The organism is Bacillus sp. MHSD_36, from assembly GCF_030757775.1.
GTDB lineage: Bacteria > Bacillota > Bacilli > Bacillales > Bacillaceae_G > Bacillus_A.
Map to the genome: position 1 here is coordinate 110,776 of NZ_JAVBIS010000005.1, position 24,611 is coordinate 135,386.

The window sequence follows — 24,611 nt, forward strand, 5'->3', positions numbered from 1 at the left end:
GATACGATTCCGTTAGGAATCTATGCGCTTTATTATCTTTTATTCTATTTTTGCACCAGAACCTGTTTTTGAACGTCTGGAAAATTCATACATTTAACACTTTAACGATAACACAACTTTTTATAAAAAATATTCGGATTCGTATTTCTCGAATAAAGTCAAAATATTAAGATAATATTTTCTCAATTTCGAAAAGGTTCCATTTTTTGGATAAAAGTTGTATATTTATGGAAGTATTTGGATTTTAAAAAAGTTAGGGAGGAAGAAATATGAAACTGGGGAATAAAATTACAGTAGGTTTATTTACGTTGTCTTTAGCTATTGGTTCATTTGCACCTTCATCTTTTGCGAGTACAACAGAGGTTAAAAAAGAAAATAAAGAAGAACAAATCAAATCTATTAAAGAAAGTTATGGCGATACTAGGGTTCAAAAAAATTTAATAGAAAAAGTAAATAACGGGGAAACTTTAGATAATGTTAATCCTGAAAAGAAATCGCTTGGAAAAAAAGAAAGATTAAGTGAAACAGCTACTTTAACAACTTTTCCAGATGGTTCAAAAGAAGAGGCGGGAATTGATTATAGTGAAGCGAAGTTTTTTGATGAAAAAGGAAATGAAGTGCAACCTAATAAAGTACAGCCAATAAAAGGAATAAAGGGACCGCAAGATAGCATTACTGGTGGAACTTGGACAAACGGATCAGGTTATTCTTGTGTGCAAGGGGCTAAAGTATATAGAAAGCCTTTCTCTTCATTTACTGCTTATTATTACGCGGATTATTGTAATCATCAGGGAGCATACGATAAACTTGATAGAGTTTATGGATGGGATATACAAACTTCTGGTGGATATACTAAAGAGGATTGGGGAGTATTTAGACAATGGGAAACAGCACAATATTCTGCGTATGGTGGACTGTCATTTAAATATACCGATAAAAATGGTGGAGATTCTCATCAGTGGTTATATATACGTGTAGGAAATGATAGAGCTTGGGAAGATTCAAATATAAATGGGTAAAAAGTGAACTGATTCAAGAAGCTTCAAATCTATAATATAATTTAGTATAAAAAGAGAACATTAAAATGTTCTCTTTTTTGTTTGGAACTATAAATTATTTTTTTTTTGCTTCTCAGAAATCTCTTTTAAAAGTTCAATTATTTGCTTGTCGTGTTCTGATTTTCCCCTCAAATATTGTATAAAATGAAGCGCTGTTAGTATCCCTATAAAGTAAAGAGAAAATTCGGTTATCATCCTAATAACTACTGTTAATAAGGATGTGGTGCCGAAATACCAACTAAATGGTGCAATAACTAAAAAACTTAAAATTAATGCTATCCATAAGTATTTTTTGTCCAAATTCATCACCTATCCTTTCAGGGGAATTAAGGCGTCTTGCTATAAGTTTAACATAGTCAATACATATATATGTTGAGAAAAGTATTGATTAGAATCAAGAAATATAGATCTACCTATTGCCATAACAAGGTGTTTCTTTCGTATCTTAACGAAATGTTGAAAAAAATAATCCCTCACCAATTTAAACACGATCAAAACTGCTATCAAAAACATAACAACCGATGATACCTGAAATCCATCTACCCCGAAAATTCCCCACTTCAAATGATTATCTATTAATCTTACCACTCCAATCAGTACAACAGTTAACATGAGAAGCAGCAACGATTTAATTGCATGGAAAATAAATTTTGAATATTCCTCCATAAGTACCTCCTTTCTTTTTCTAGATATTTTTATACTAAAAATTTTCTATCCCATGTTGTGAGTTTGTACACTCCCAAAAGGTACACTTTTCTAGTTTGAGATTAATTGGAAAATTATATTTCATTACAACTATAAATTCATCGAAAAATAGTAAATTATATTCCGATTTAAATGCTAATTAATAAGTAAGAATGCACCATTGGGGTACGGAAACGATAAGACTCTATGTGTATCCCTTTAAAACTATATTTTTTGTTTTTCTAAATTCGTTATATATAATCTTACAGCTTGTAACAAGAACTCTTCTTGGCCAATTCCCGCATCCGCTGCCATTTGCACTACTTTTTGCTTAAATTCATGATCTGTATGAAAAGTTAATGGCTCTACATTACTTTTAAAGTAAACTCCTTCTATATGTGGGAGTATTGTACCGGATTTCATATGAGAATGTAAGTACTTAATCTCCTCTTGAAACTGCAATGGATCTACTTGTAATACGAAAGGTTTAATTTCTAAGCTGATAGTATCTAATGAAATACTCAATCGCATATTTGTGACACCTAGCTCCTTATAAAATAAGTTTATTAGATTATAAGTAATGGAATTAAATAGTTGAGGTTTTTTAAATGAAAAAGATAAATACCCGCGCTTTGTAATTACCGCTTTTTTAATGAAAGGTTCAAAGGTGTAATTATGTTCCTTATAAGTGGATAGAGGGAAAATTTCTTCGTCCTCTGTAAGAATCTTGCCGTCTTCTCCATTAATCTCTATTACCCTAGCTGTTTTTCCGGTATGTTTATGTGTTAACAATTGATATAAATATATATCTTCATCTTGAATCTTAGTAATAAATGTTTTTCACTCTTTTGTTTTAGTTTTTTCATAATCAAGCATAAAAATCTCTAGCTCTTCCTCATCAATAATATATACTTGTTTTCCTCGTTTTTCTACCATTGTTGCGGGTAATTTTCCAGATTTGATGTATGTAAAGATAGTAGATGGTGCAACATTAAGAATTTCAGCTACTTCTTTCGTGCTAAGGCCTTTAACCTCATTTTTATTTTTTAAACGTTCAATATCCTCTGTATTTGTGAAATGAGACGGAGAAGAGGATTCCAAACTGTTTTGGATCGAGGAGATGAAGGTCCTGTATTTGTAAATCAAAGAGGAAACTTTTATAATTCAAAAACGTTATCGAACCAGGTAACGGATATGATAAAAAAGACAAACTTAGCGTTTTTACAATACCGTGAAAATCCAGTAACCGCGCATACATTTCGACATGCCTTTGCAATTATGGCAGTTGAACAGGGAAATGCTGATTTGTATCATTTAATGCAAACGCTGGGGCATGAGAATATTCAAACAACAAAAATCTATTTAGAGAAGCATATGAAACGGAAGAATAATGTGGGTACTTCCTTTGCGGATATACTAAAATGAGGGGGAGAATAGGTAATGAAAATCACGGAAAATAATCATCAAAAAAAATTATTTTATTGAGTAAAATTTTCATAATAAAATAGCATTATTCTGTTGTATATTAGTTAAATTTCGTAGTATTCTCAAGAATAGGAATATAAGTGTAGGTTTTAAATATTCGTCCTAGAAAATATAACTGTCTTCAAGATGTGGACTTACTTTTCGTCACAAATTGTAAAGGAAAATATACGTAGCTAATCGTTAGAGCTATATAGAATTTAATCGATAAATATACAAGTACATTTGGCGGGAAAGGTAATCTTCATAAACTGCCACATACATACTCTATCAATCAGTATAAGGAAAGCAGGAACCTAGTATTGCTATGCGACCCACTTGGCCATACTTCTGTAGAAGTGATAACTTTCTATACAAATATTAATAATGAGAAGAAACCCATGCATTTTGAATAAATAGTGATTAAAATGCATGGGTTTGTTTTTGGAGTGGAGTTTAATTTATAAAAAAGATTGATTAAGGTATTAAGTAAATGTTCTCTAATAATCCTTTAATCTTAAATTTCTTAATATATGTACTTCAACTTCACTCAATAACCGGGATTGGTACTATCTTTATCGTGCAATTGATAGAGGTCGATATATACTTTGAATCATATAAATAGAGACGAATTCTTGAATCAGACGTCGTTTTTTCAGCGTACAAAAAATTACAGCAATTAGTAGCGATAGCTTAAAGCTTATGTTCAATCTGTAGACCTCTCTATATTGTTTCTGACTTTACAACAGAACCGAGACTTAAAACGCGCTGGACGTGCTCACGTAAAACATCGTCTGCAAGAGCCGTGTTATTACCCGTCCAAGCAATATATCCATCTGGTCGAATCAAAAGACATTCATGCTCGTCGCCACCCCAAAGCCGTGCTAAGTCGCCATAAGGGTCCTGCACGCTCAATCCTGGACCAATCTGCACAACATTGATTTCGATACCAGTATCAGCTACTAGCTTGCTAGCTGCGTTGACCCAATCTTTACCTTGAAGCCAACAAAGCAGAGTAAAATGACCGCTACCTACTAAATCCAAGGTTGAAACTTTGATACCCTCGCGAACTAGCCAGGCATGAGGCAACTTGTGGCCAGGAATACATGAAGGGAAATAGTATAGGTCTTCGTCGCAATCGTGATTAGTTTGTTGGATTTCATTACCACTAATCGCCGTCGAATGATAGTGAATGTTCGTTTCCACACCCAAAGCAGCAAATTCATAAGCCTTGAAACTTATGGCTTCCCTGAGTTTCGCTCGCGTGACAGCATCCGAATTACTCGTTCCTTTCAGCGATTTGATACTGGTCAGCATATCTTCAGCGCTGTACTGTCCATCAAGGTTTAGTGCTTCAAATATTGGTTTAAATTCCCGAACGCTTTTGTTTGCACGTTTTACTATCCTTTCACCAACAGGGGCACGTTCGACACTGTAGGTATCGAGTAACGCTGAGCCTGCTTTTCCTTTCAGCACAAACGCAAGCTTCCAACACAAATTATACGCATCTTGAATTGATGTATTTGAACCTAGCCCATTGGATGGTGGATGGCGATGCACCGCGTCCCCCATACAAAACACCCTACCATGAGAATACTGTGTTGCATACATCTCATTAACAGTCCAGATGGATTTGCTTTTTATTTTAATCTCTATTTCAGGATCACCGATTAGTTGACGGCAAATAGAAATAGCTTCTTTCGTTGTTAGTTCTGGTGCGGGTTGGTTAATGTCATAGCCCCACACAATTTGCCATTCATTCCAAGGTCTTACCATGCGCAACAAACCTAAACCGATTCCTCCAATATTTGCACCAGGTTGTATAATCCACCACAGATACCCTGGTCGATGAGCAATGTACTTTGTCAAATCGGCATCAAAGATGATGCTGATACTACCTCTCTTTCCCATCTCACCGGCCATCGGCAAACCTAAATCTGTGGCGACCGTACTACCTGCTCCATCAGCACCTATTAAATATTTGCATCGAATTTGATATATCTCCCCAGTAAGGCGATCTAGCACATCAACCGTAACACCTTTTTCATCTTGTAGATGGGAAAGGTATTCCGTATCAAAACGGATGTGTGAACCACGTGATGCAGCGTTCGAAAGTAGAATTGGTTCAAAGAGATGCTGAGGCAAATCACATTGTTCGCACGGACTGGCTTCCAAATAATCTGTAGTCCGTTGTGGACTATTCATTCCAAAAGGAAATCGACCGAGTTCCTCTCCTGTGAGAGAGGAACAAAACACCACATCCCCCATAATTTCTTTTGGAGACGCCTTCGCAATTACTTCATCGGAAATACCAAGGTCCCGGATAACTTCCATTGTTCGCTGACTAACATAGTGAGCGCGTGGAGAGTTCGCCAACCACCTGTGTTTAGTGATGATAGTATTCTTGATGCCATAAGAACTCAACATCAATCCAGCAGATGAGCCTGCAGGCCCGCTTCCAATAATTACAACATCGGTTTCCATCATAATATATCCTCACTTTCTTTGATTCTATGAAATCTTTTAATTTTAAAAGAGGTATATAGGGTGATTCACATCCAACTGTTTTCGCTGGAAGTTTTTTGAATCCTTGCAACTCGCTTGTGCTGAGTAGTCATTTTTTAGCACATTCAATGGATACTGATGCTTTCCAATTTTTAGTGTTGTAGAACTGAGAGCATCGAACATCAATGTACGAAAATCTTCACGTTGAACCGTAAAGTAGGCTAATTCGAGCTATTCAATTCTTACATCTGGATCACCCAAGACCAGCTCGGAAATTACGTTTCGGTACGGATTTTTTTAAAACTCAGATTCCTAGTGTGAACTGTAAACGAAAATCTCAATATTAAAGCATTACATAGATTGTAGCTCTGCCAAGGTAACAGCCAACAACAGCAATGTGTTTCATTTTAGTTCCATTCACTGGCATTTATTCGTGTCGGACATCAGTTCTAGCAACTTTTCTCGATTATCTACCATATTGGGGATGTGATCAATTTCCTCGATCTTCTCCACGAATTGCCAGAAACTATCGCTTTGATTTTTTCCATATGTAGAAGCCATACTCACCAGCCTGATTTTTGACATGAAATCTGGTATTTGATCTGGATTATCTGGATCACGAATTGTTCCAGCGTTCAAAAAGTATGGAAGGAATGAAACATCCGGCGTATCAGGTGTCCACACTAAATAGAGTTCTTGGGGTTTATCTGTCACATTTGCAAATCCGTGAACGATATTTCTTTCAACATAAAATAACTCCTTAGGTCGCATTTGTACTATTTGCAATGTATCTTTCGGAGCACCTTTACCTGGTGCTTTCTCGAGATCTGGATACCTATTCTTACCTACAAAGATTGAAAAGCCTCCATTTGGTGCATAGAACCATTCATCTATCCAGTGATGAACGTGAGGCGGTGGTCCGACATGTGGGGGTACAACCAACTTGGCAAATAGGTACTTGCCATCCGTTGTTTTTCCTGTCTGAATAAAATCAAATGTTTCTCCTGCTGGCCCCAGGATAAGAGGCTCGTCTGCATCCTTCACCAACTCTGGAAATTCGAAAGGATTATAATCTCCCGATTGTTCATTTTGGATTTCGCTCTGCTCATTAGCGTGTATTTTTTGGCTCATATATTTCACTCCTATTTTTTAAATATTTCAATCTCTAAATTTTGTAAATAGATTAAATTAAAAAATAATATTTTTTTAGTATAAAATACAATTTTGTTAAGAATATATGTGTTTTACTTGTTTTCATTTTATCAATGCACCTGAACCTTATTCTTTGTTCGTCGGAATTCAGTTAGCTTTTATGGTGTTCATTTACAATCAATGATTTCATATGAACACCATTTTCAACATTCAAGGTATTTACATCCTTTCCTTCGACATGAATTCCACCATTAATCTCAATTGTATTTGTTTGCGTACCTTTTAATAGACTCAGTCCATGAGCTGCAATTTTCTTAATAACACCTTGTACTAAAGAATCCCCTATATTTCCATATGTGAAAATTCCATCATTTACTGTTAGATTTTCAACTTGGGTGCTTGTCTGTATACCAGTTGCACCATCACCATGGGTAATGATTTTTTGGAAATTTGCATTACCAATAACACCAGTGTATGCATTAAAACCACGAGCTCCTAAACCAAATGTTTCTATTGTACCCAGCACATTAAGTTTATCTATTTTACCAAAATTAACAAATCCAACTCCACTTGGTCCATAAGATGTAATAGAATCCTTTGCAATCCATTGTGATACTTCCCCCCAATTATCTAGTACCATATCATTTGCACCGTACGTTGTGATTTTTTCTTTATTAGTTAAATTATTTACCTTAGCACCATGGACTACAAATACACCACCAGATATTAAATCAGGTGTCCCAAACTTAATATTCCCTGTAGAGTGAATTTCGCCAGTATTAACAACATCAGCGGTTAAAATTCCATTATTATTTGGTAGGGCATTATGTCCATATCCACTTAAGAAAACACCACTTCCCAAAACTGGTTTTCCTTTTTCTCCAATGTTTATCTCATCTAGACGAACCGAAAGAATGGAATCTTTTGATGGTTGTTGATTCCAAATAGTTAATGCTCCTTGGATAACCGATACACCAAAACCTATTGGCCTTTCTATTTTATCTAACACATCCGCCTCAATAATATGTAAATTACTAATATCTATATGTCCATTTTGAACTTTCGATTTTGCTAGTATTTGGACACTACCAATTGTTTCTACATTTTTAACTATTAGTTTCCCTATCGAATTTTGAGTGTAAGAGTTATAAATAGCCCTATTTTTAGGTGATACTTCTATACGTAAATTAGAAATAGTATTATTATTTGTAACTTCAACACCATCAATGCCTGGATCAAATATTAGCTTTGTACCCATTTTATTTCCTTTGATCGTTACATTATCTGGAATTGTGATTGTTTGATTAATGGTAAATGTTTGTGTAATCTCGATAACACTAGTCTTCTTTTTCAAAGCTTCTAAGAGTTCGGCTTGATTCGATACTTTTAAGCTTGTTTCTGCAGCCATAACTTTGTTTGGTGTGCCTACTTGATAACCACTAAAATCTTGAAATGCTAAAATACTAGCTGCTGAAATTCCTATTACTAATAGTTTCTTGCTTCTCTTCATATTTCTCTTCTCCTTTATATGTAAGAATTAAGATTTTAAATTTTATAAAATCTCCCAAGTTGTATGGTTCTCTATATATGCTACTGCAATTTCAATTCTTTCTCTTACCTCTTGTTCATTTTTTCCTTTTACATGTACTATTGCATAATGTTGAAAGGACTTATTAATATTTTCAAAACATTGCCCTATCGGCCTTTTTCTTTCATATTTTGTCACCCAATTGAAAGGTAACTTATCTGGGTAACCTTTTAATATACCTTCTTTAGGTGGGACCAAATAATTACCTATAGAGCTTGCTAAACTTTTTTTCTCATCAGGAATTGGATCAATTACTCCCAACTGTGCTCGTGAAATATAACGATCAAGATCAATATTAAATGCATCGAAAATTAAATTTGGTATACTACCACCAGCAGTTCTGCTCGCAATTTCACATAAAACAATTTCATTTTCTTTTGTATAAAAATATTCTGCATGAAAAGTCATCAAATCTGGTGTTGGGAGTATTTCTATAACTTTTTCAACATTTTTAATTAAAAGTTCCCTTAGAGGATTTTCATATTCTAATAATGCATGCCCTACACCCTTTGCCTCTAAATAGGATAAACAATTGTCAATATATGAAAATACACAAGAAAATTTTATTTCACCATTAATTACAATTCCATTAACATGATACATCGTTCCCTCGATATATTTTTCAATCATTCTATTATTCATCCACTCGTCTGTACATAACCAATTATATAATTGTTCTTGATTGTAGAATATTTGAGTATTTCTAGAATCAAAGCCTTGTATTGGTTTAATAACTACTGGATAACCGTGTTTCTCTGTAAATTCAAATAAATCAACAGGGTCCTCTATCTTTCTAAATGGTGCTATGTTTATTTCCTTAGATTGTTTTAACCTTTTCTTCATTATTATCTTATTCCTATAAGCAACTGCACTTTGATGAGATTGTCCTTTTAGCCCTAGTAATGTTCTTAATCTTCCCGCTCGAATTAATTGACTTTCTTGTAATGCGAGAATTGTCTGAAACGGTTTTTCATTGAATAATGAAACTGCATCCCAGTCTAATTTACCGTTATTTTCCATATTAATGTAGGATTTCCTATATTCTACTTCAGGAAAATCATCGATAGTTTCAGGAACTCCAAACATTATTATTTCTTCATTTATATCTTTAAACCATTCTATATAATCTTTTCTTTTCTTTGAAAATCGATTAAGGATTAAAACGGTCATTTATCTTATTCCTCCCAAATCACGTTTTGTTCAAACCAAATGACTAATTCTGCTAATCTTTCCTGCAAAATTATTTCATTCTCCCCGGAAAAGACCACCGTAGCGATAGAATCACTTGCCACTATCATATTCCTATTAACTCTAGTTTGCTCCTTAAAAAGAGGTATATATTCTACAATCCAGTCAAAAGGGATTTTTTCAGGTATAGATTTTAAAAACCCAGCTTTTTTAGGAACAAAATACATTCCAGCTAACGAAGTTGGAGTGTTATTAGTTGGTACATTTACTTGCAATCCACATTCAAGTTTTATCCACGTTTCATTTAAATCTATTCCATATGTAAAATGAATTGCTTCAGATACTCTACCACCAGCAGTTCTACTTGCAATCTCACAAAAAATAATGTCATTAGACTTTGTTAGGAAAACTTCACAGTGAAACGAGCTGTATTTAGGTGTAGGAAATGCTTTTACTAAACATTCAATGTAATCTTTCAAACGTATAAAAACCTCATTATTAGGATGTAATAGTATAGTTCCCTGCCCTTGATTCGTTTTAAAGGAAAGTGTACTAGTAGAATATTTACCTACTGAGACAAATCCGACTTCATGATTAATAAATAATCCATCAATATGATACATATCCCCCTCAATATATTCCTCTACCATTACGTTTGATAAAGTTGCCTTTTCTAGATACAATTTCAATTCATCCATTGTATAAAAAATAAATGTATCCCTAGAGCCCATCCCATCAACTGGTTTTATAACAATAGGAAAATTATTTTCCTCTATAAATTCATAAAGATCAAAAACAGAAACTAATTCCCGATACTTCGGCACCTTAAATTTCGCCCGCGATACTAGATCCTTCATTACAATTTTATTTCGAAAAGCGGTGGCACTCTCAATATTTTGTCCCCCTATTCCTAGTTTCTCTCTTAAACGAGCTGCTCTTAATATATCTAGTTCACTTAAAGCAATGATCTTTCTGTATGGATTATTTCGAAATAGTTCTAACATCTCAATATCAACTAATTGATTTGAATAAAAATGATTATATGTTTTTTTATTTATATCATTATATTCATTTTGATATTTCTTCCCAGTAAACATGTATAACTCTTCGTTTAGAGGAGATAACCACTCCGAGTATTTCATCATGGCCTCTGGATATCGATTTATAATAGCAATTGACATTTATTGGATACTCCTTCTGCATATATATAATAATAATATACTAGTCGTGCCTACATGGAATTAATTGTAAATTGATAAAGAACACATAATATTCATTTTTTTTAGGTTAATGCTTATAATATAAAATTACCCTTTTTTTCACAAAAGTAAGACTCTCATTTTATATAAAATTAACGTAAGGAGCTAGTTTTCGTCCCGATTTATATAAATAAGAGATTTCACACGTAAAATATTTCCAGTTCCCTCTTTATTAGCAATGAACCTATTAATTTTGTGAGAGTCTTCAACATAGTGGAATTTTCTAAGGAAGATCTCTCACATTCTAAATGTTTTTATTACCTTAAAAGTAATCATAGTATTTTAAGGTAATAAGTATAATTATTTTTCGAGTTAATAATTTAAAAAAATATTTTGTTTTCAATCCTTTATTTGATCAAAACCATTAGGAACTTGATGTTCTTGGTAAAGATCCTTCTGAACCGTTGCCGGATTACCAAATGCCACTTTATGGTCAGCGATATCTTTAGTAACAACAGAACCAGCTCCTACCATACTCATTTCTCCTATTTTTACACCTGACAAAACGGTACTCCCTGAACCAACTCGGCAGCCATAGCCAAAATAAGGAGGTACTAATTTCACTTCCATATCTGGTCGCTTCCAAGCTAAGTATTTTGAATTGACAGTGATAACGCCTGCTCCAAGGGCAACTCTATCCTCAATAGTTACATGACTTGTAATATGTGAATGAGGAGAGATTCTAACCCAATTCCCTACAGATGAATGATGTTCAATAATTACTTTATGTGAAAGTACAACATTATTTCCTATTTTCGAAAAGGATCTTACAATTACATGATGTCCTATTCTGCAATTTTCGCCAATGTGTACTCCTTCATAAATTATTGCCCCCGCTCTTATAATGGTATTATCCCCAATATACACGGGGGTGATTGTACCTGAATTTCCTTCCTCTGTTAAACAAAGAATTACTTGTTCTTGAATTTCAACATTTTCCCCTAAATACAATAATCCTTTTTCTTGTAAATCTTTAATATTATCTGATAAAACAACCATAGTATCTACTCCCTTTATCTAATTAATTGTTAAAACTAAATTCTTTAATATTTCTGACATTACCTATTTCATAATATCTATATTTACTATTTTTAAATATTGATTTCAGATCGCCCAGATTATCAAAAATAATAGGATTAACTACCTGCTCATCTAAAATATCTTTAATGTTATAAAATTCTTTATGTGCTGCAACAACTAGTAATAAATCAAACTGATTTAGGTCCTTATTAAAATCAAATGTCTCCGCACCTGTTATGTCTCTAATTTCTCTTTCAGTATATAATGGATCCGATACCATACAACTTACTCCTAATTTATGAAGGGCATTAAATAAGTTAATTGCAGGCGAAAGTTTATGTACCTTAATGTTCGGCGCATAACTTAGCCCTAAAATTCCAACACGTCTAACCCCCAAGTTGAAAATATATTCCGAAATTTGATTCGTATATTTTTCCTCCCAAAACATATTTGTCAGAAGTGAATTTAAATTTTCATTATATTTGGCACCCTCTAATAAATACTTAGGTGCTAAAGGAATACAATATCCTCCTATACCTAAAGAAGGATGGTACTCAGGAATATTCCATTTCGTACCTGATAGTTGAAGAATTTCCGTAATATTAAGGTCTGGAAAAGCTGCTGCTAGTTGATTAGAGAAATTGATATTTAAATATCTAATTGCATTCTCAACGATTTTTACCATTGCAGCATGTATCCAGTTTTCTGCAATTAAAACTTTTTTATAACAAATTTCATATAACTTTTTACCTAATTCATTTGAATTAAACGATGCGAGTCCAACTATTCTAGGTACACTATCCTCATCTGTCTCTTCATTTATAAACCAGTCTCTCCTTGGAGAAATGCCAAAATGAATTCTTGATTTATTTAAAGGAGTTTGATTATCTATTATAGGAACTATATCCTCATTAATCCAATTTGGTGAGATAGTACTCTCTATAATGACCATTTTCTGTTTTGAACTATCTTTAATGAGATTGATTATTTTATTAAAAACCCCTAATAAATTTTCTTTAAAAGGTTCATTATTAGCATCCGTATTGACACAAATTATATGGATATCATAATCATCTAAGCAAGTTACTTCACTACTATTAATTGCTTTAATTTTCTCATTCTCTACTAGGTGTTTAAAAGACGAAGAACTAATGTTTTTTAAAGGGATGTTTCCTTTGTTAATTTCATCTACTATATCTTGATTGATGTCAATCCCTAAACATTCAATACCTTTTTCAGCAAATTTTATTGCAGTCGTTATTCCTATATAACCTAATCCCCAAACCACTAACTTAAAATCCTTTTGTTCTATCCCATGCAATAAATCCATTAGAAAATACCCTCCTGCTGGAAAATATAACTTCCAGTCTTTATATTATTAAAAGCCGTTTAACAATAATAATTAGTATCTTCAAAAGACAATATTATTCTTTCGTACTATTGATTTGGTAGAAATATGTAATCTTTTTTTTAAAGATACCTATTAAAAGTATTTCATTATATTTTATCAATACAAATCTATAACTTAAATTTGTAGTCTTTAAACATATCTTTTATCTAAAAGTATCATAATCAATATCAGCATTCAGTTGTTGCAACTTTTCGATTAAATGCCCATGCCCTCTATGCAAATGATTAATTCCGCTTACCTCTGTTGTTCCCTTTGCAATTAATCCTGCACAAATCAACGAGGTGACACTCCGAATGTCATCTCCTTTTATCGCAGTTCCTATTAGCGGTCTATCACCTGAAATCCTTACTAAGTTCCCGAATCTTTCTATGGCAGCACCCATTTTTTCAAGTTCCTCTATATGAGAAAATCTTTCAGGGTGAATTATATCTTTTATTTCAGAAACTCCTGGACACTTTAAAGCTAAACAAGCGAGAAGCGGTTGTAAATCTGTTGGTAAACCTGGATATGGGAGTGCAATTGCCTTAAAAGGTTTAATAAAATTCTCAGCAGTAATAAATAAAGAATCATTCGTTAAACTTTGTATTTTCACGCCACTTCTTTTTAGCAACGATATTAGCACCTTATTATGCTCAGGAATTACATTTTTAATAATTGCTTTTCCACCTGTAATCGCTATTGCAATCATTAATGTTCCGGCTTCTAATCGATCTGGAATAACTTCATGTATTGCTCCGTTGAGTTGTTTAACCCCTTTTATTTTTACTGTACTTGTTCCCGCTCCAGTTACCTTTGCTCCCATTTTAGTTAGAAGTAGCGCCAAATCTACAATTTCTGGTTCCCTTGCTGCATTTTCTATTATTGTTTCTCCTTGTGCTAATGTAGCGGCCATCATTATATTTTGTGTTGCTCCGACACTTGGAAATTTAAGAACAATTGAGGCACCTTTTAAAGGCAGAGACTTTGCTTTGGCATACACTACTCCTTCAGAAATAAAACTTTCTACTCCAAGTTCTTCTAAACCTTCGAGATGAATATTTATCGGCCTAGGACCAATTTTATCACCTCCAGGTAGTGGAATTGATACCTCTCCTTTTCTTGCAACAACTGGTCCTAAAAATAGTATTGAAGCTCTAACCTTATGAGCTAATTCTTTTGAAAAAGACAAACTATCCAACTTATTACACATCTTTAAAAATCCATTACTATAACTATAGTTCCCACCAGATTGTGCTATCATGTCACACATAACTGATACATCAGATATATCTGGAACATTAGACAATGAAACTATTTCATCTGTTAAAGATGATGCTGCAATAAGAGGTAAAGCAGAGTTTTTTGAACCATCAACTGCTACTTTACCTTTGAGTTTAATGTTTCCTCTTATTTTTATATGATTATAAGTGGTAATATTGCTTTTCTTTTGTAACTTCAAACCTAATTCCCTCACTTTTCAAATTTAACTTCAATTAAATAACAGAACTACCATAAATCACCTTATTGTCATAAGGGATTTGTTCTCTCCATCCGTACATCTGCTTATAAATATTTTTACCAAAAACTTCCCTACCAATGATTGACTTCATTACATCATTACTTCCGTCAGCTATCATTAATCCTCTAACGTCTCTAAGCCGTTGTTCAATTCCAAATTCTTTAACATAACCACGGGCACCAAATATTTGCATTACATTATCAATTGCTTCATACGCTGAATAAGTGCCATACCATTTAGCCATCGCTACTTCTTTAGTACAATTTAATCCTTTATCTAATAGAAATAACGATTTTATACAAAGTAATTTTGCAGATTCAAGTTTAGTCAAATTATCAGAAATTTTATGCATGACAGCCTGGAATCGGCCAATAGGACCCCCAAAAGACTTTCTTGTTTTAGCATAATTAATTGCAAGATTAGTAGCCTTTTCTGCACTCCCAATACATATTAAAGCCATAAGAACTCTCCAATATTCAAAATGACTATTAAATATTTTAAATCCATTTCCTTCTTCACTAATTCTATATTCTGCAGGAATAAATACATTCTCCATTTTAAAACCACCATAGGACCATCCTTTTAGTCCCATCGGTTCTTTATAATATTTTTCAATATTTGAATCGTCCATTGGTATCAAAAACGGAGTTATTCCATGAACACCACTGTCTTCTTTCGTTTGACAAAAGACTATGAAATAATTGGCTTCATCAATACGACTAACCCATTCCTTCTCGCCATTAATCAAATATCCATCTTTGTGTTTTGTTGCAAAAGTTTTAATAGAAGATAAATCCGATCCACAATCTGGCTCAGTTAAACCTATGCCTATTAAGGAGCGTCCTTTTAGTAAGGAGGGAATAATAGATTTTTTTAGTTGCACATCACCAAATTCGGATAATATTCTCCCATGCCCAGCACCTATTAATTCCCTTGCATTTACACTAGCTGTTCCACATTCTTTATACAATAATCCCATAGTAACTAAGTCTAGACCCAATCCACCATCATCTTTAGAAATATCTAAACCGATTAGATTTTCTTTTCCAGCGATTTCTCTTAAGTGTAATGGGAACCTTTCGAGATCAGAATTAAAAGACTCTTCAACATTATTTTCAATAAGGAATGATTTAACTTTAGCTAAGAAGAATTCATTTTTCTCATTAATCTCAAAATTCAACACATAGCACCCCTTTGTCAATAAATTCTTGCTAATCTTATTTATTGTAGTTCTCCAATTCAATTTCTTGTAAAGTAACCTTAAGTTACCAGGAAACAGATTAATATATAGAATTAACAATGTTTAAAAAAAGAATTAGAGTTTTACATACAAAAATAAAATTAATTCTAGTACATAAAATTAGTACGCTACAAAATACCGAAACATAGGTAACTAAACCCTAATAGTAAAACCTTAATACCTTTACACTAAATAATAACTTTTTAACTTCTAAAAAATTCAATTTTTCATATTATATCTATGAATTTAGTCTGATTTAAATTCAAAAAAAATCTTACATCCCATATCTTTTATAAACGTGATTGATTCGATATATAAATATACAAGCAAGAAAATATAATATACTTCTTTTACAAAAAATTAATACATTCTTAGCCCCTTTCTATTCCAGAAATCCCTAAACAAAGGTGATAATCAGTTCCTACAAGTTTATAAAATATGATTTCTTTTTATAAACAGATGATAATTAACCTTAAAAACCTATAATACCAATAAATTTAATGCGGTTTTAAAGTTTAAGGTAATATCCTCGAGTCTAAATGAATCAGTCTTCTCGATCGATTTAGTCCAGTTCTTACCAATACGCTTACTAAATAATGGAATATCCCATATCTTAACATAAAAAAAAAATTATTCAATCATTTTTTTGAAATTATTATTTTTTATGACTATTCACGAAATTAATCGAAGAATATATACTTTTGTAAGACTTTGAATGTGGTCATTTCACTAAGTTAGCCTTTAAAAAAACTATATGTTTATCTAATATCTAACTAACTTATATATAATAAAAAAATTTGAAATAGATTAATAATTTAATTTAATGGATTGACGTAACCATTAAATTAAATTATTATTACAATTGTTTCCAATGTAATTTACTATATCTGCAAAATAATTATACACAAATAAATATTTATAATTCTGAATATTCTTTCTTGATTTACATTTAGATTATGTAAATATCTGTAGGTATTTAGATTACATATTAATAATTATTAACTATCATTAATTTATAATGATAAATATAAAGATAAAGGGAGATTTAAAATGGTTAGTTTTTACAGTCAAATTCCTGGTCCAAATGTCAAAAAACCTGAAAATATGAGTTATATTGATTTTATGATTGAAACTGCAAAACTATCAGATAAGTACAATTTTACAGGGTCACTGGTAATCCACAATCATATTTCTTATGATCCGTGGATTGTTGCACAAAAGATAATTGAAAACACCTCAAAGAATATTCCATTAATTGCAGTGCAATCGTATGCTGTATCACCGTTTGCAACAGCAAAGTTTGTTCAAAGTATTTCAAATTTATATAATCGCAAAGTCAACCTTAATTTTATTACTGGTATTAGTGAGTCCGAATTAGACAAAATAGGAAACCGTCTCACTCTTAGCGAAAGATATGAACGTGTTGAAGAACATATAAAAATTTTAAGAAGTTTACTTTTAAACAAAAAAACAACGACCTTTTCAGGTAATCATTTTAACTGCGCAGATTTAGAATTTTTACCAAACATTAGCAAAGAGATGCTCCCAGAATTTTATATAGCCGGATCATCTGCAGAAAATATAAATGTTGCAAAAAAAGTAGCTGATATATCTGTATCACGTCCATTACCAATAGAAGAATTTCGAATGAAGTATCAAAAGCAGTTTGCGGAAGTAAATACTAATCTGGGTATTCGTATAGGTATAATAGCAAGAGAAACAAAAGAAGAAGCATGGAGAGCTGCTAGAGAACGTTACAATATAAGTGAGCAAGAAGCTGCTTTGGCAATAAAACTGAATAAAAAACCCTCTAATGCAAGTGATAAAAACATTGAAAAGTTAGCCAAGAAAGCTGAAATTTATGACGATGTATTTTGGTTAGGCAGTTATTTAAGCGGCCGAAATAATAACCCATTTCTAGTTGGAAGCTATGAAGATGTAGCGGACTATCTTTTTAATTACTACAAACTAGGAGTTAGAGCTTTTTTAATTGCTGATTTATTTAGTGAAGAGAAATTTTATCATACCGAAAAGGTTCATAAAAAATTAAAAGATATAATAAAAATAAGCAAAAATTCGGCGATTATTGAGTCAGTTATTCCTTCATAAAAATGAATAAGGAATTTAACTAACTAAAAGGATGTGTTACATCATGTTTCCGTATACCCATATAGATATTGAAAATCAATTTATCCAATTAGCAAAAAAATATAACTATAAGAATAGTGAAGGGAAAAAAATACTTAGAAGTACGAATAAAAAACCTTTCTTTACTTTCTCACCAATGCTAGATGTCATAGACAAATTTACAGATAATAGCACAATGCAAGGTATTTATAATGCTCAATTCTGTATAAAAAGTATAGAAGTCTATCGTTTACTTAATAACCCTTTAGCAAACAATAGTCAGAGAGTTCTTAGTTTATATAATCCTTATCAACATGATATCAGCCAAGTTTTTTCATTTTGTTCAGATTTCTTTTTTAATATCATTGGTTTAGAAAAAGATAGAATACATGTCTTGTTTTCGGAAGACAACCCTTATTTGCAAGAAATTTTACATCAATACCAATTTTTTAATACTACACAATCAAAATCAAGTGTTTTGATGTGTAAAATCCCGAATTTTGAAAACAAAGCATTTTACGTAAAGTTCTTATATTTTTATAAAAATGGGTTAGTTCCAATTTGTAATCTTGTTTTAATTAATCAAGAAGATAGAAAGGCAATGATAGACAGTGTATTCTTTTTAGAACGTTTAACATTTATAAAAGAAAAAAAACATAATATCTATGAAACCTATCTTTATTCAAATACATTAAAAACTTTAAAATTACATCTAAATAGGGTTACAGATGAAGAACTATGCACGCTTGCTGCTTTGTTGAGGCAAATTACAATCCTATTTTATGAAGGTCTATTACCAAATAATAAAAATGCAAACTATGTTCTTCGTAAGATCATTAGAGAATTTTTTAACCTAATTGTAGATCAGTTTGCTAGTTTAAACGAATATACAGTTACTCTATGGTTACAGTCAGCTTTACATGATTTATATATTTATGATCCTAACTATTTTAGTAAGCCACTTCCGAATATTTACAACATTTTCTATAAGGAATTGGAAACTTACTATTCAAATTCTCAAAAGAATCTTCAATTTTTAATAAATACGGGTAAACTAGATAACTTTCAGGGATACATTAGCTATGAGGACTTTTTGAAAATTAAAGATACTTATGGTCTGCCTTATCAATTTTTAAAAAAATATTGTGAGAGTAATGGTATCATACTCAAGGATAATCCAAAAGAATTGGAATTTAAAAATAGGACTCTGCCATATCCATATCCCAGTAAAAAAAATAACGAATTCTCATCACAGACATGGATAGCTAATAGTAGATACGGGGCAAAATATAAATAGAATAAAAGTCTCTTCTTAGAAAACTTTAAATTCCGACTATACACATGAGTAAAGTTTTAATTTTATTAATAATTCATATTTTTCTTATATGTAAACTGAAATAAGGGTGATTTTTATTAAAAAGAATCTTAACATTATATATATGAGCTCTGTTTTCACCGCGTTATTTGGACGGTTTTTCTATATGTTTATTCCTATTTGGATATACAGAATTACAAATAACGCTGAATTTGTCCCCCTAGGGAGCACTTTTGCTTCTTTAGGGGCAATTTTAATGAGTTTTTTGGCAGGATTTATAGTTGATTCATTTAGCAAAAAAAATGTTTTTGTTTTATCTAATCTTTCTTTAGCTTTAATCTTTTTTAGCTTTATAATCTTTAACTTAAAAAATATATATTTTTTATATGCAAGCATTTTTATAATAATTGGTTTAACGAAACTTATTTATACTACTAGGGTTACCTTAATCAATCAGATGGTTGAAGGTGATGACTTATTAAAAGTAAATTCAAGATTAGGCTTAATTTTCTCCTGCTCACTTTTAATTGCTCCTTTAATTACAAGCCTAAAAGTAAATGATCTATCTTTAAATATTATATATACAATTTTCTTTATCTTTTTTATAGTTACTACAGTATTAGCGAGTGGTATAAAAAATCCTTTGAATTATACATTCAAAGTTAAAAAGAAAAAATTAACTGCTGTCTCTTCATTTAAAGTTGTTTTTAATAATAAAGTACTAAAATATAATATTATCTTTTTTAGTGTTTTAACCATAGCTGCTCAATTTTATACCAGTCTTATTTACCTTTTTATTGGTGAATCTTTTCAAAATAATGAAGGTACTTTTGCATTATTAATAGCAATCCAAGGTGGTGGCAGTATAATATCAAACTTTTTTATGGATTACTTAAAAAATAAACTTTCTTATTTTAACTTGATTTTCTTCTCCTGCATAATGGTAGGTATTGCTGAAATAAGCTATTTAATTTTTCCTAATACAATTCTTATGTTCATTATGATTTTTATTGCAGGATTCTTTAATCAGATAGTAATGATTTTTACAAGTTTTATGTTTCAAGAAAAATGTTCCAAAGATATATTAGGCCAAGCTATTAGTGTAAGACAAACTGTTAGTAATTTAACAGCAATTTCTGCTTCATTATTGTGTGCTTTATTAATTGTATTTTTTGATGCAAGATCTATTCTAATAGGTTCATTAATTTTATTAATACCTACTGCAGCTTCTATTGTCCATAAATTTTCCAAATAAAAGTATATTGCTTTTGTACAATAGATCTATATGACTCATAGTAAATACTTATAAAAATTTGCTATGATTCGCATAAAAAAAACAAATCTACAAATTTAATTTTTGGAAATGAGGTTATAAAATGGCAATTTTAATTCTTAATTCTCTCCCTAAAATTGTTGCTGACTATAATTCCTGGCTTAAAGATTTAGACGAAGAGATATATTTATTGACTGACAATAAATATAAAGAAGGTTATCTTAATTTCGATATTGTAAAAGGTTATGAGAATTTCAAAGATAATAAAATGGTTGAATTTGATGCTATGGAGCTATTCAAAAATAACCCCTTTAGAAAAATAATAGGTATTAATGAAAGTGATATATTAAGAGCGGCAAAATTAAGGGAACATCTAAAAATAGATTCGGATGGACAAGGTTTCGAAAGTGCACTTGCGTTTCGAAATAAGCTTGTCATGAAAGATTATATAACCAAAGGGGGACTAAAAACCCCTAACTATAAAGAAATAGTATCTCCATTAGATATCTATGATTTTATTGAAGAAAATGGTTATCCTATAATTTTAAAACCAATCTGGGGAGCCGGTGGGATAGATACAGTTATTATTAAAAATAGCTTACAATTAAAAAAATACCTATCTAATGGAATACCAAAAAACATGCAAGTTGAAGCTTACATTAAAGGTGATATGTTTCATATTGACGGTATAATTGTAAATTATAATCTAGAGTTTATTGCTGTCGGTAAATATATAAATAATTGGCTATCATATCAGGAGAGTAAGGGAGCCGGTGGAATATTATTATCCCCCGAAAATCCAATGTTTAAAAGACTAGAAAATTATACAAAAAAGGTCCTCTCTTCTCTTCCTTTACCTAAGTGTACTACTTTTCATTGTGAAGTATTTTCAAATGAAAAAGGAGAAATTATTTTTTGTGAAATTGCCAGCCGAACTTCAGGAGCTAGAATACCTAAAGTAATTGAACAAACATATGGTATTAACTTAAATGAGCTCTGGGTAAAGCTTTTATGCGGAATAAATATAAATCTACAATTAAAGGATGTAGATGCCAAAGTACTATCAGGCTTTTATCTTATGCCTAAAAAAATAGGGAAATTAAAATCTTTGCCTAATGAATTACCATTTAATTGGGTGACGGAATATTTAGTAAGGGCCAAAGAAGGGCTTGAAGTAAAGGAGTTAATTACATCTTTAGATAGTAGTGTTTCATTTATTGTTCAAGGGCCAAATATAACCGAAATTGAAAAACGAATAAATCTAACCGCAGAGTGGTTAGATAAAAATATAGTTTGGGAATAAAAGAAAGGGTATTGTATAGTTATTAAAATTTCAAGTTTATTTAATTTAAATATCTATAATTTAGTAACCTGCAATCTTTATCACCATACCATATAATCAAAAATTGATTAATGAAGAATAGATCCTACAAATTTCAAAAGCAAAATATAGTGTCTATAAAAAATAAGAGAGGGATAATTATGCTACTTTTAGTTGATAGTGGTTCAAGAATATTTCGTAAATATATTTTACAGAATGCAAAAGCAAATAATATTCCTATATGTTTAGTAAAAGAAAATCCAGTTTCATGGGAAAAACCATATATTATGGATTATATAACAAACCAAGAGCTACAAAATATGGATAATGAAAATAAATTTGATGGTATTATTACTTATAATGAACTGAAATTGATTGAAACAGCAAAGATATCAGAGAAAATAAATTTGCCCTTCCATTCATCTGCTTTAATAAATCGCTGTCGTAACAAATATGAATTGAGAAAATTCATGTATAATAAGGGGCTTTCAGATGCTCGTTCATATCTTGTCAAGAATGAAAAAGAATTTATAAATGTCATAGATAAAATTGAATTTCCTTTAATTTTAAAACCCGTTTCTGGTTATGGTAGTATCTCAGTCTTTAAAGCGGAGAGTTTACAAGATGTTTCATATTATTTTAATACTATCTTAAATTCATTTCCTGAAATATCAAAAGTAGTTGTTGAACCGTATTTTGAAGGACCTGAAGTTAGTGTAGAAATTTTAGTTTTTCAGGGGGAAATATGTTTCATAGAATGTACAGATAAACTATTAAGTGCTGAACCCTATTTTGAAGAAAGAGGGCATGTTTTCCCTGGGTATAAACATAATCAATTTTATAATGAAATTAAAACTTATATCAAGCAAATTGTTAATTCATTTGAAATTGAGAATGGAGCAATTCATGCAGAAGTTCGTTATACTAAACAGGGCCCTTGTTTAATTGAACTAAATCTCCGGATAGGCGGAGATTTTATCCCCCTATTAATACAGTATGCGACTGGTATTGATTTTTCGACGGGAGCATTTGAAATTGCTTTAGGAAAACAACCTACAAGTCTTCATAAATATAAGGATAAAGGTGCATGTATAATGTTCATTATTCCTGATAAAAAAGGTACTATTAGTCACATTAAAGGGCTAGAGCATTTAAAAAGACCTGAGGTGAAAGATTTCTATATAATGAATAATCTAAAAGGCATTAAAACGGATATTCCACCAGCCCAATTTTTAAGCCGTGTAGGATACTTTATTGTTGAAGATAAAACACCACAAAAAGCTGAAAAGCTTGCAAACGAGATTATAAACAAATTAGAAATTATATATGAAACAAATTAATTACATAAAAAAAACGAAGTCACTTTGACTTCGTTTCTTTTTTCAAAATTACTTTTTTCTAGAATACGTTCAACCTTATCAACATTTAGTTTGCTGTCCTTAGTAATTACTTCAAGTGGCACGCCAAGTTCATTCATACCTTTGATTGTCTGTATTTTTCCTTGTTGAACCCCTTCTTCTTTTCATTACGATGATAGGAAAAAAATATAATCTCATCTATCAAAATTCCCTCTGCTTCATATGCTTATCTGAAAGAAAAATCTTGACTCATACACTCCCATATATTAATAGATTTTTGTAAAATTAAACATTGGTTCATCGCAATATCCACCAATGTTTGGGTTGATTACTCCTGAACATACACTCCTATTTTTAAAACTCTAGAGTTGCCTAGTCTTTATCGAAATGGTATGACCACATTTCATTTGAGCCAGAAACATTTGGTATTAACACCCTCATTTTTTAATGGAAGACTTGATATCAAGATGGATTTTATGGACTTATCGTTCCAAAACACGTATACTAATTTATATGAATGGTGGTGTTTTAAATTGGGGAGAAAGATCAGTTTTAACAAAGAACATGCTTTAAATAAAGCTATGCATTTATTCTGGGAAAAAGGTTATGACGCTACACATATATCAGATCTTATTAAAAAGATGGGCATAAGTCGATCCACTCTCTACGATAGTTTTGGAGATAAGGATGCACTATTTAAAATGGTTTTGGAACATTATAAAAACTATGGCTCTCAAAAGAGACAATTACTTTTTAGTGGTATAAATACGAAAGCATCACTTAAATCCTTTTTTTATAAACATATTGAAAAATGCTATTCAGATCATATTCCAAAAAGTTGTATTATAACTAATTCTTCACTGCTTATTGGACATATTGATCCTTCCATAGAAGAAATACTTATAAATGATTTTAATGAACTTGATAAAGTATTTAAACAAGTCATTGAAGAAGGAAAAAAGAAAGGAGAAATCTCACAAGATGCTAATTCTGAATTAGTGGCATATTCTTTATTGAGTTTAAATCATAGCATTAATTTAATGTCCAGATATAAAAAAGAGAAAGATTTAGCCTATCATCTAGTGGATAAGACTATTGCAGACCTATAGTCTTTCTTTTTTAAGATTTTCGGAACGAACGTACCAAAATAATG

16 protein-coding genes and 4 pseudogenes are annotated in these 24,611 nt (G+C 31.4%); 9 read left to right on the forward strand and 11 right to left on the reverse strand.

Annotated features, from left to right (window positions below; genetic code table 11):
- Positions 1–269 precede the first annotated feature (269 nt).
- On the forward strand, positions 270–1,019 hold the full coding sequence (locus Q9B79_RS20535) for a hypothetical protein (RefSeq protein ID WP_306187140.1): 750 nt from the start codon (positions 270–272) through the stop codon (positions 1,017–1,019).
- Positions 1,020–1,967: 948 nt separating this feature from the next.
- Here the strand turns inward: Q9B79_RS20535 and Q9B79_RS20540 are convergent.
- A pseudogene (locus Q9B79_RS20540) lies at positions 1,968–2,807 on the reverse strand (helix-turn-helix domain-containing protein); the annotation flags it as partial.
- On the opposite strand from Q9B79_RS20540, the pseudogene Q9B79_RS20545 reads away from it, so the two are divergent.
- Together Q9B79_RS20545 and Q9B79_RS20550 are read left to right on the forward strand one after the other, a co-directional pair.
- Positions 2,808–3,167: pseudogene (locus Q9B79_RS20545) on the forward strand (tyrosine-type recombinase/integrase); the annotation flags it as partial.
- Positions 3,168–3,316: 149 nt separating this feature from the next.
- Positions 3,317–3,619, forward strand: a pseudogene (locus tag Q9B79_RS20550) (tyrosine recombinase XerS); the annotation flags it as partial.
- A gap of 307 nt (positions 3,620–3,926) precedes the next feature.
- Here the strand turns inward: Q9B79_RS20550 and Q9B79_RS20555 are convergent.
- The 9 genes from Q9B79_RS20555 to Q9B79_RS20595 form a co-directional block, all read right to left on the reverse strand.
- Positions 3,927–5,690 carry an FAD-dependent oxidoreductase gene (locus tag Q9B79_RS20555; RefSeq protein WP_306187142.1) on the reverse strand — a complete coding sequence of 588 codons (1,764 nt, stop codon included), beginning with the start codon at positions 5,688–5,690 and terminating at the stop codon, positions 3,927–3,929.
- Between the two features lie 435 nt (positions 5,691–6,125).
- A complete protein-coding gene (locus tag Q9B79_RS20560) occupies positions 6,126–6,839 on the reverse strand; it encodes a cupin domain-containing protein (RefSeq protein WP_306187144.1) in 714 nt (237 codons plus the stop codon).
- A gap of 172 nt (positions 6,840–7,011) precedes the next feature.
- Positions 7,012–8,370, reverse strand: coding sequence for a hypothetical protein (locus tag Q9B79_RS20565; protein WP_306187145.1), 1,359 nt, complete (start codon positions 8,368–8,370; stop codon positions 7,012–7,014).
- 42 nt (positions 8,371–8,412) lie between these two features.
- On the reverse strand, positions 8,413–9,618 hold the full coding sequence (locus Q9B79_RS20570; protein ID WP_306187147.1) for an ATP-grasp domain-containing protein: 1,206 nt from the start codon (positions 9,616–9,618) through the stop codon (positions 8,413–8,415).
- A gap of 5 nt (positions 9,619–9,623) precedes the next feature.
- Entirely contained in the window at positions 9,624–10,733 is a 1,110-nt protein-coding gene (locus tag Q9B79_RS20575) for an ATP-grasp domain-containing protein (RefSeq protein WP_306187149.1), read from the reverse strand.
- A gap of 501 nt (positions 10,734–11,234) precedes the next feature.
- Positions 11,235–11,894: an acyltransferase gene (locus Q9B79_RS20580; protein ID WP_306187151.1), complete on the reverse strand. Its 660-nt coding sequence runs from the start codon at positions 11,892–11,894 to the stop codon at positions 11,235–11,237.
- Positions 11,895–11,916: 22 nt separating this feature from the next.
- Positions 11,917–13,245 carry a nucleotide sugar dehydrogenase gene (locus Q9B79_RS20585; protein WP_306187153.1) on the reverse strand — a complete coding sequence of 443 codons (1,329 nt, stop codon included), beginning with the start codon at positions 13,243–13,245 and terminating at the stop codon, positions 11,917–11,919.
- Between the two features lie 223 nt (positions 13,246–13,468).
- Complete coding sequence (murA, locus tag Q9B79_RS20590; protein WP_306187155.1) at positions 13,469–14,764, reverse strand: UDP-N-acetylglucosamine 1-carboxyvinyltransferase; 1,296 nt, start codon at positions 14,762–14,764, stop codon at positions 13,469–13,471.
- Positions 14,765–14,798: 34 nt separating this feature from the next.
- Positions 14,799–16,004 carry an acyl-CoA dehydrogenase family protein gene (locus Q9B79_RS20595; RefSeq protein ID WP_306187158.1) on the reverse strand — a complete coding sequence of 402 codons (1,206 nt, stop codon included), beginning with the start codon at positions 16,002–16,004 and terminating at the stop codon, positions 14,799–14,801.
- Positions 16,005–17,114: 1,110 nt separating this feature from the next.
- Here Q9B79_RS20595 and Q9B79_RS20600 point away from each other — a divergent pair.
- The 5 genes from Q9B79_RS20600 to Q9B79_RS20620 all read left to right on the forward strand — a co-directional run bounded on the left by Q9B79_RS20600 (position 17,115) and on the right by Q9B79_RS20620 (position 23,440).
- Positions 17,115–18,173, forward strand: coding sequence for an LLM class flavin-dependent oxidoreductase (locus Q9B79_RS20600; protein WP_306187159.1), 1,059 nt, complete (start codon positions 17,115–17,117; stop codon positions 18,171–18,173).
- A 43-nt stretch (positions 18,174–18,216) separates the two neighbouring features.
- Entirely contained in the window at positions 18,217–19,488 is a 1,272-nt protein-coding gene (locus Q9B79_RS20605; protein ID WP_306187161.1) for an alanine--tRNA ligase-related protein, read from the forward strand.
- 142 nt (positions 19,489–19,630) lie between these two features.
- Positions 19,631–20,761 carry an MFS transporter gene (locus Q9B79_RS20610; RefSeq protein WP_306187464.1) on the forward strand — a complete coding sequence of 377 codons (1,131 nt, stop codon included), beginning with the start codon at positions 19,631–19,633 and terminating at the stop codon, positions 20,759–20,761.
- A 121-nt stretch (positions 20,762–20,882) separates the two neighbouring features.
- Positions 20,883–22,082, forward strand: a complete 1,200-nt coding sequence (locus Q9B79_RS20615; protein ID WP_306187163.1) for an ATP-grasp domain-containing protein — start codon at positions 20,883–20,885, stop codon at positions 22,080–22,082.
- A gap of 179 nt (positions 22,083–22,261) precedes the next feature.
- The gene (locus Q9B79_RS20620) at positions 22,262–23,440 is read left to right on the forward strand and encodes an ATP-grasp domain-containing protein (protein WP_306187165.1); all 1,179 of its coding nucleotides are present in this window, start codon (positions 22,262–22,264) and stop codon (positions 23,438–23,440) included.
- Here the strand turns inward: Q9B79_RS20620 and Q9B79_RS20625 are convergent.
- Positions 23,437–23,783: pseudogene (locus Q9B79_RS20625) on the reverse strand (hypothetical protein); the annotation flags it as partial. The gene Q9B79_RS20620 and the pseudogene Q9B79_RS20625 sit on opposite strands and share 4 nt — an antisense overlap.
- A gap of 208 nt (positions 23,784–23,991) precedes the next feature.
- Between Q9B79_RS20625 and Q9B79_RS20630 the strand changes: the two are divergent.
- The gene (locus Q9B79_RS20630) at positions 23,992–24,567 is read left to right on the forward strand and encodes a TetR/AcrR family transcriptional regulator (RefSeq protein WP_306187167.1); all 576 of its coding nucleotides are present in this window, start codon (positions 23,992–23,994) and stop codon (positions 24,565–24,567) included.
- Positions 24,568–24,611: the final 44 nt, after the last annotated feature.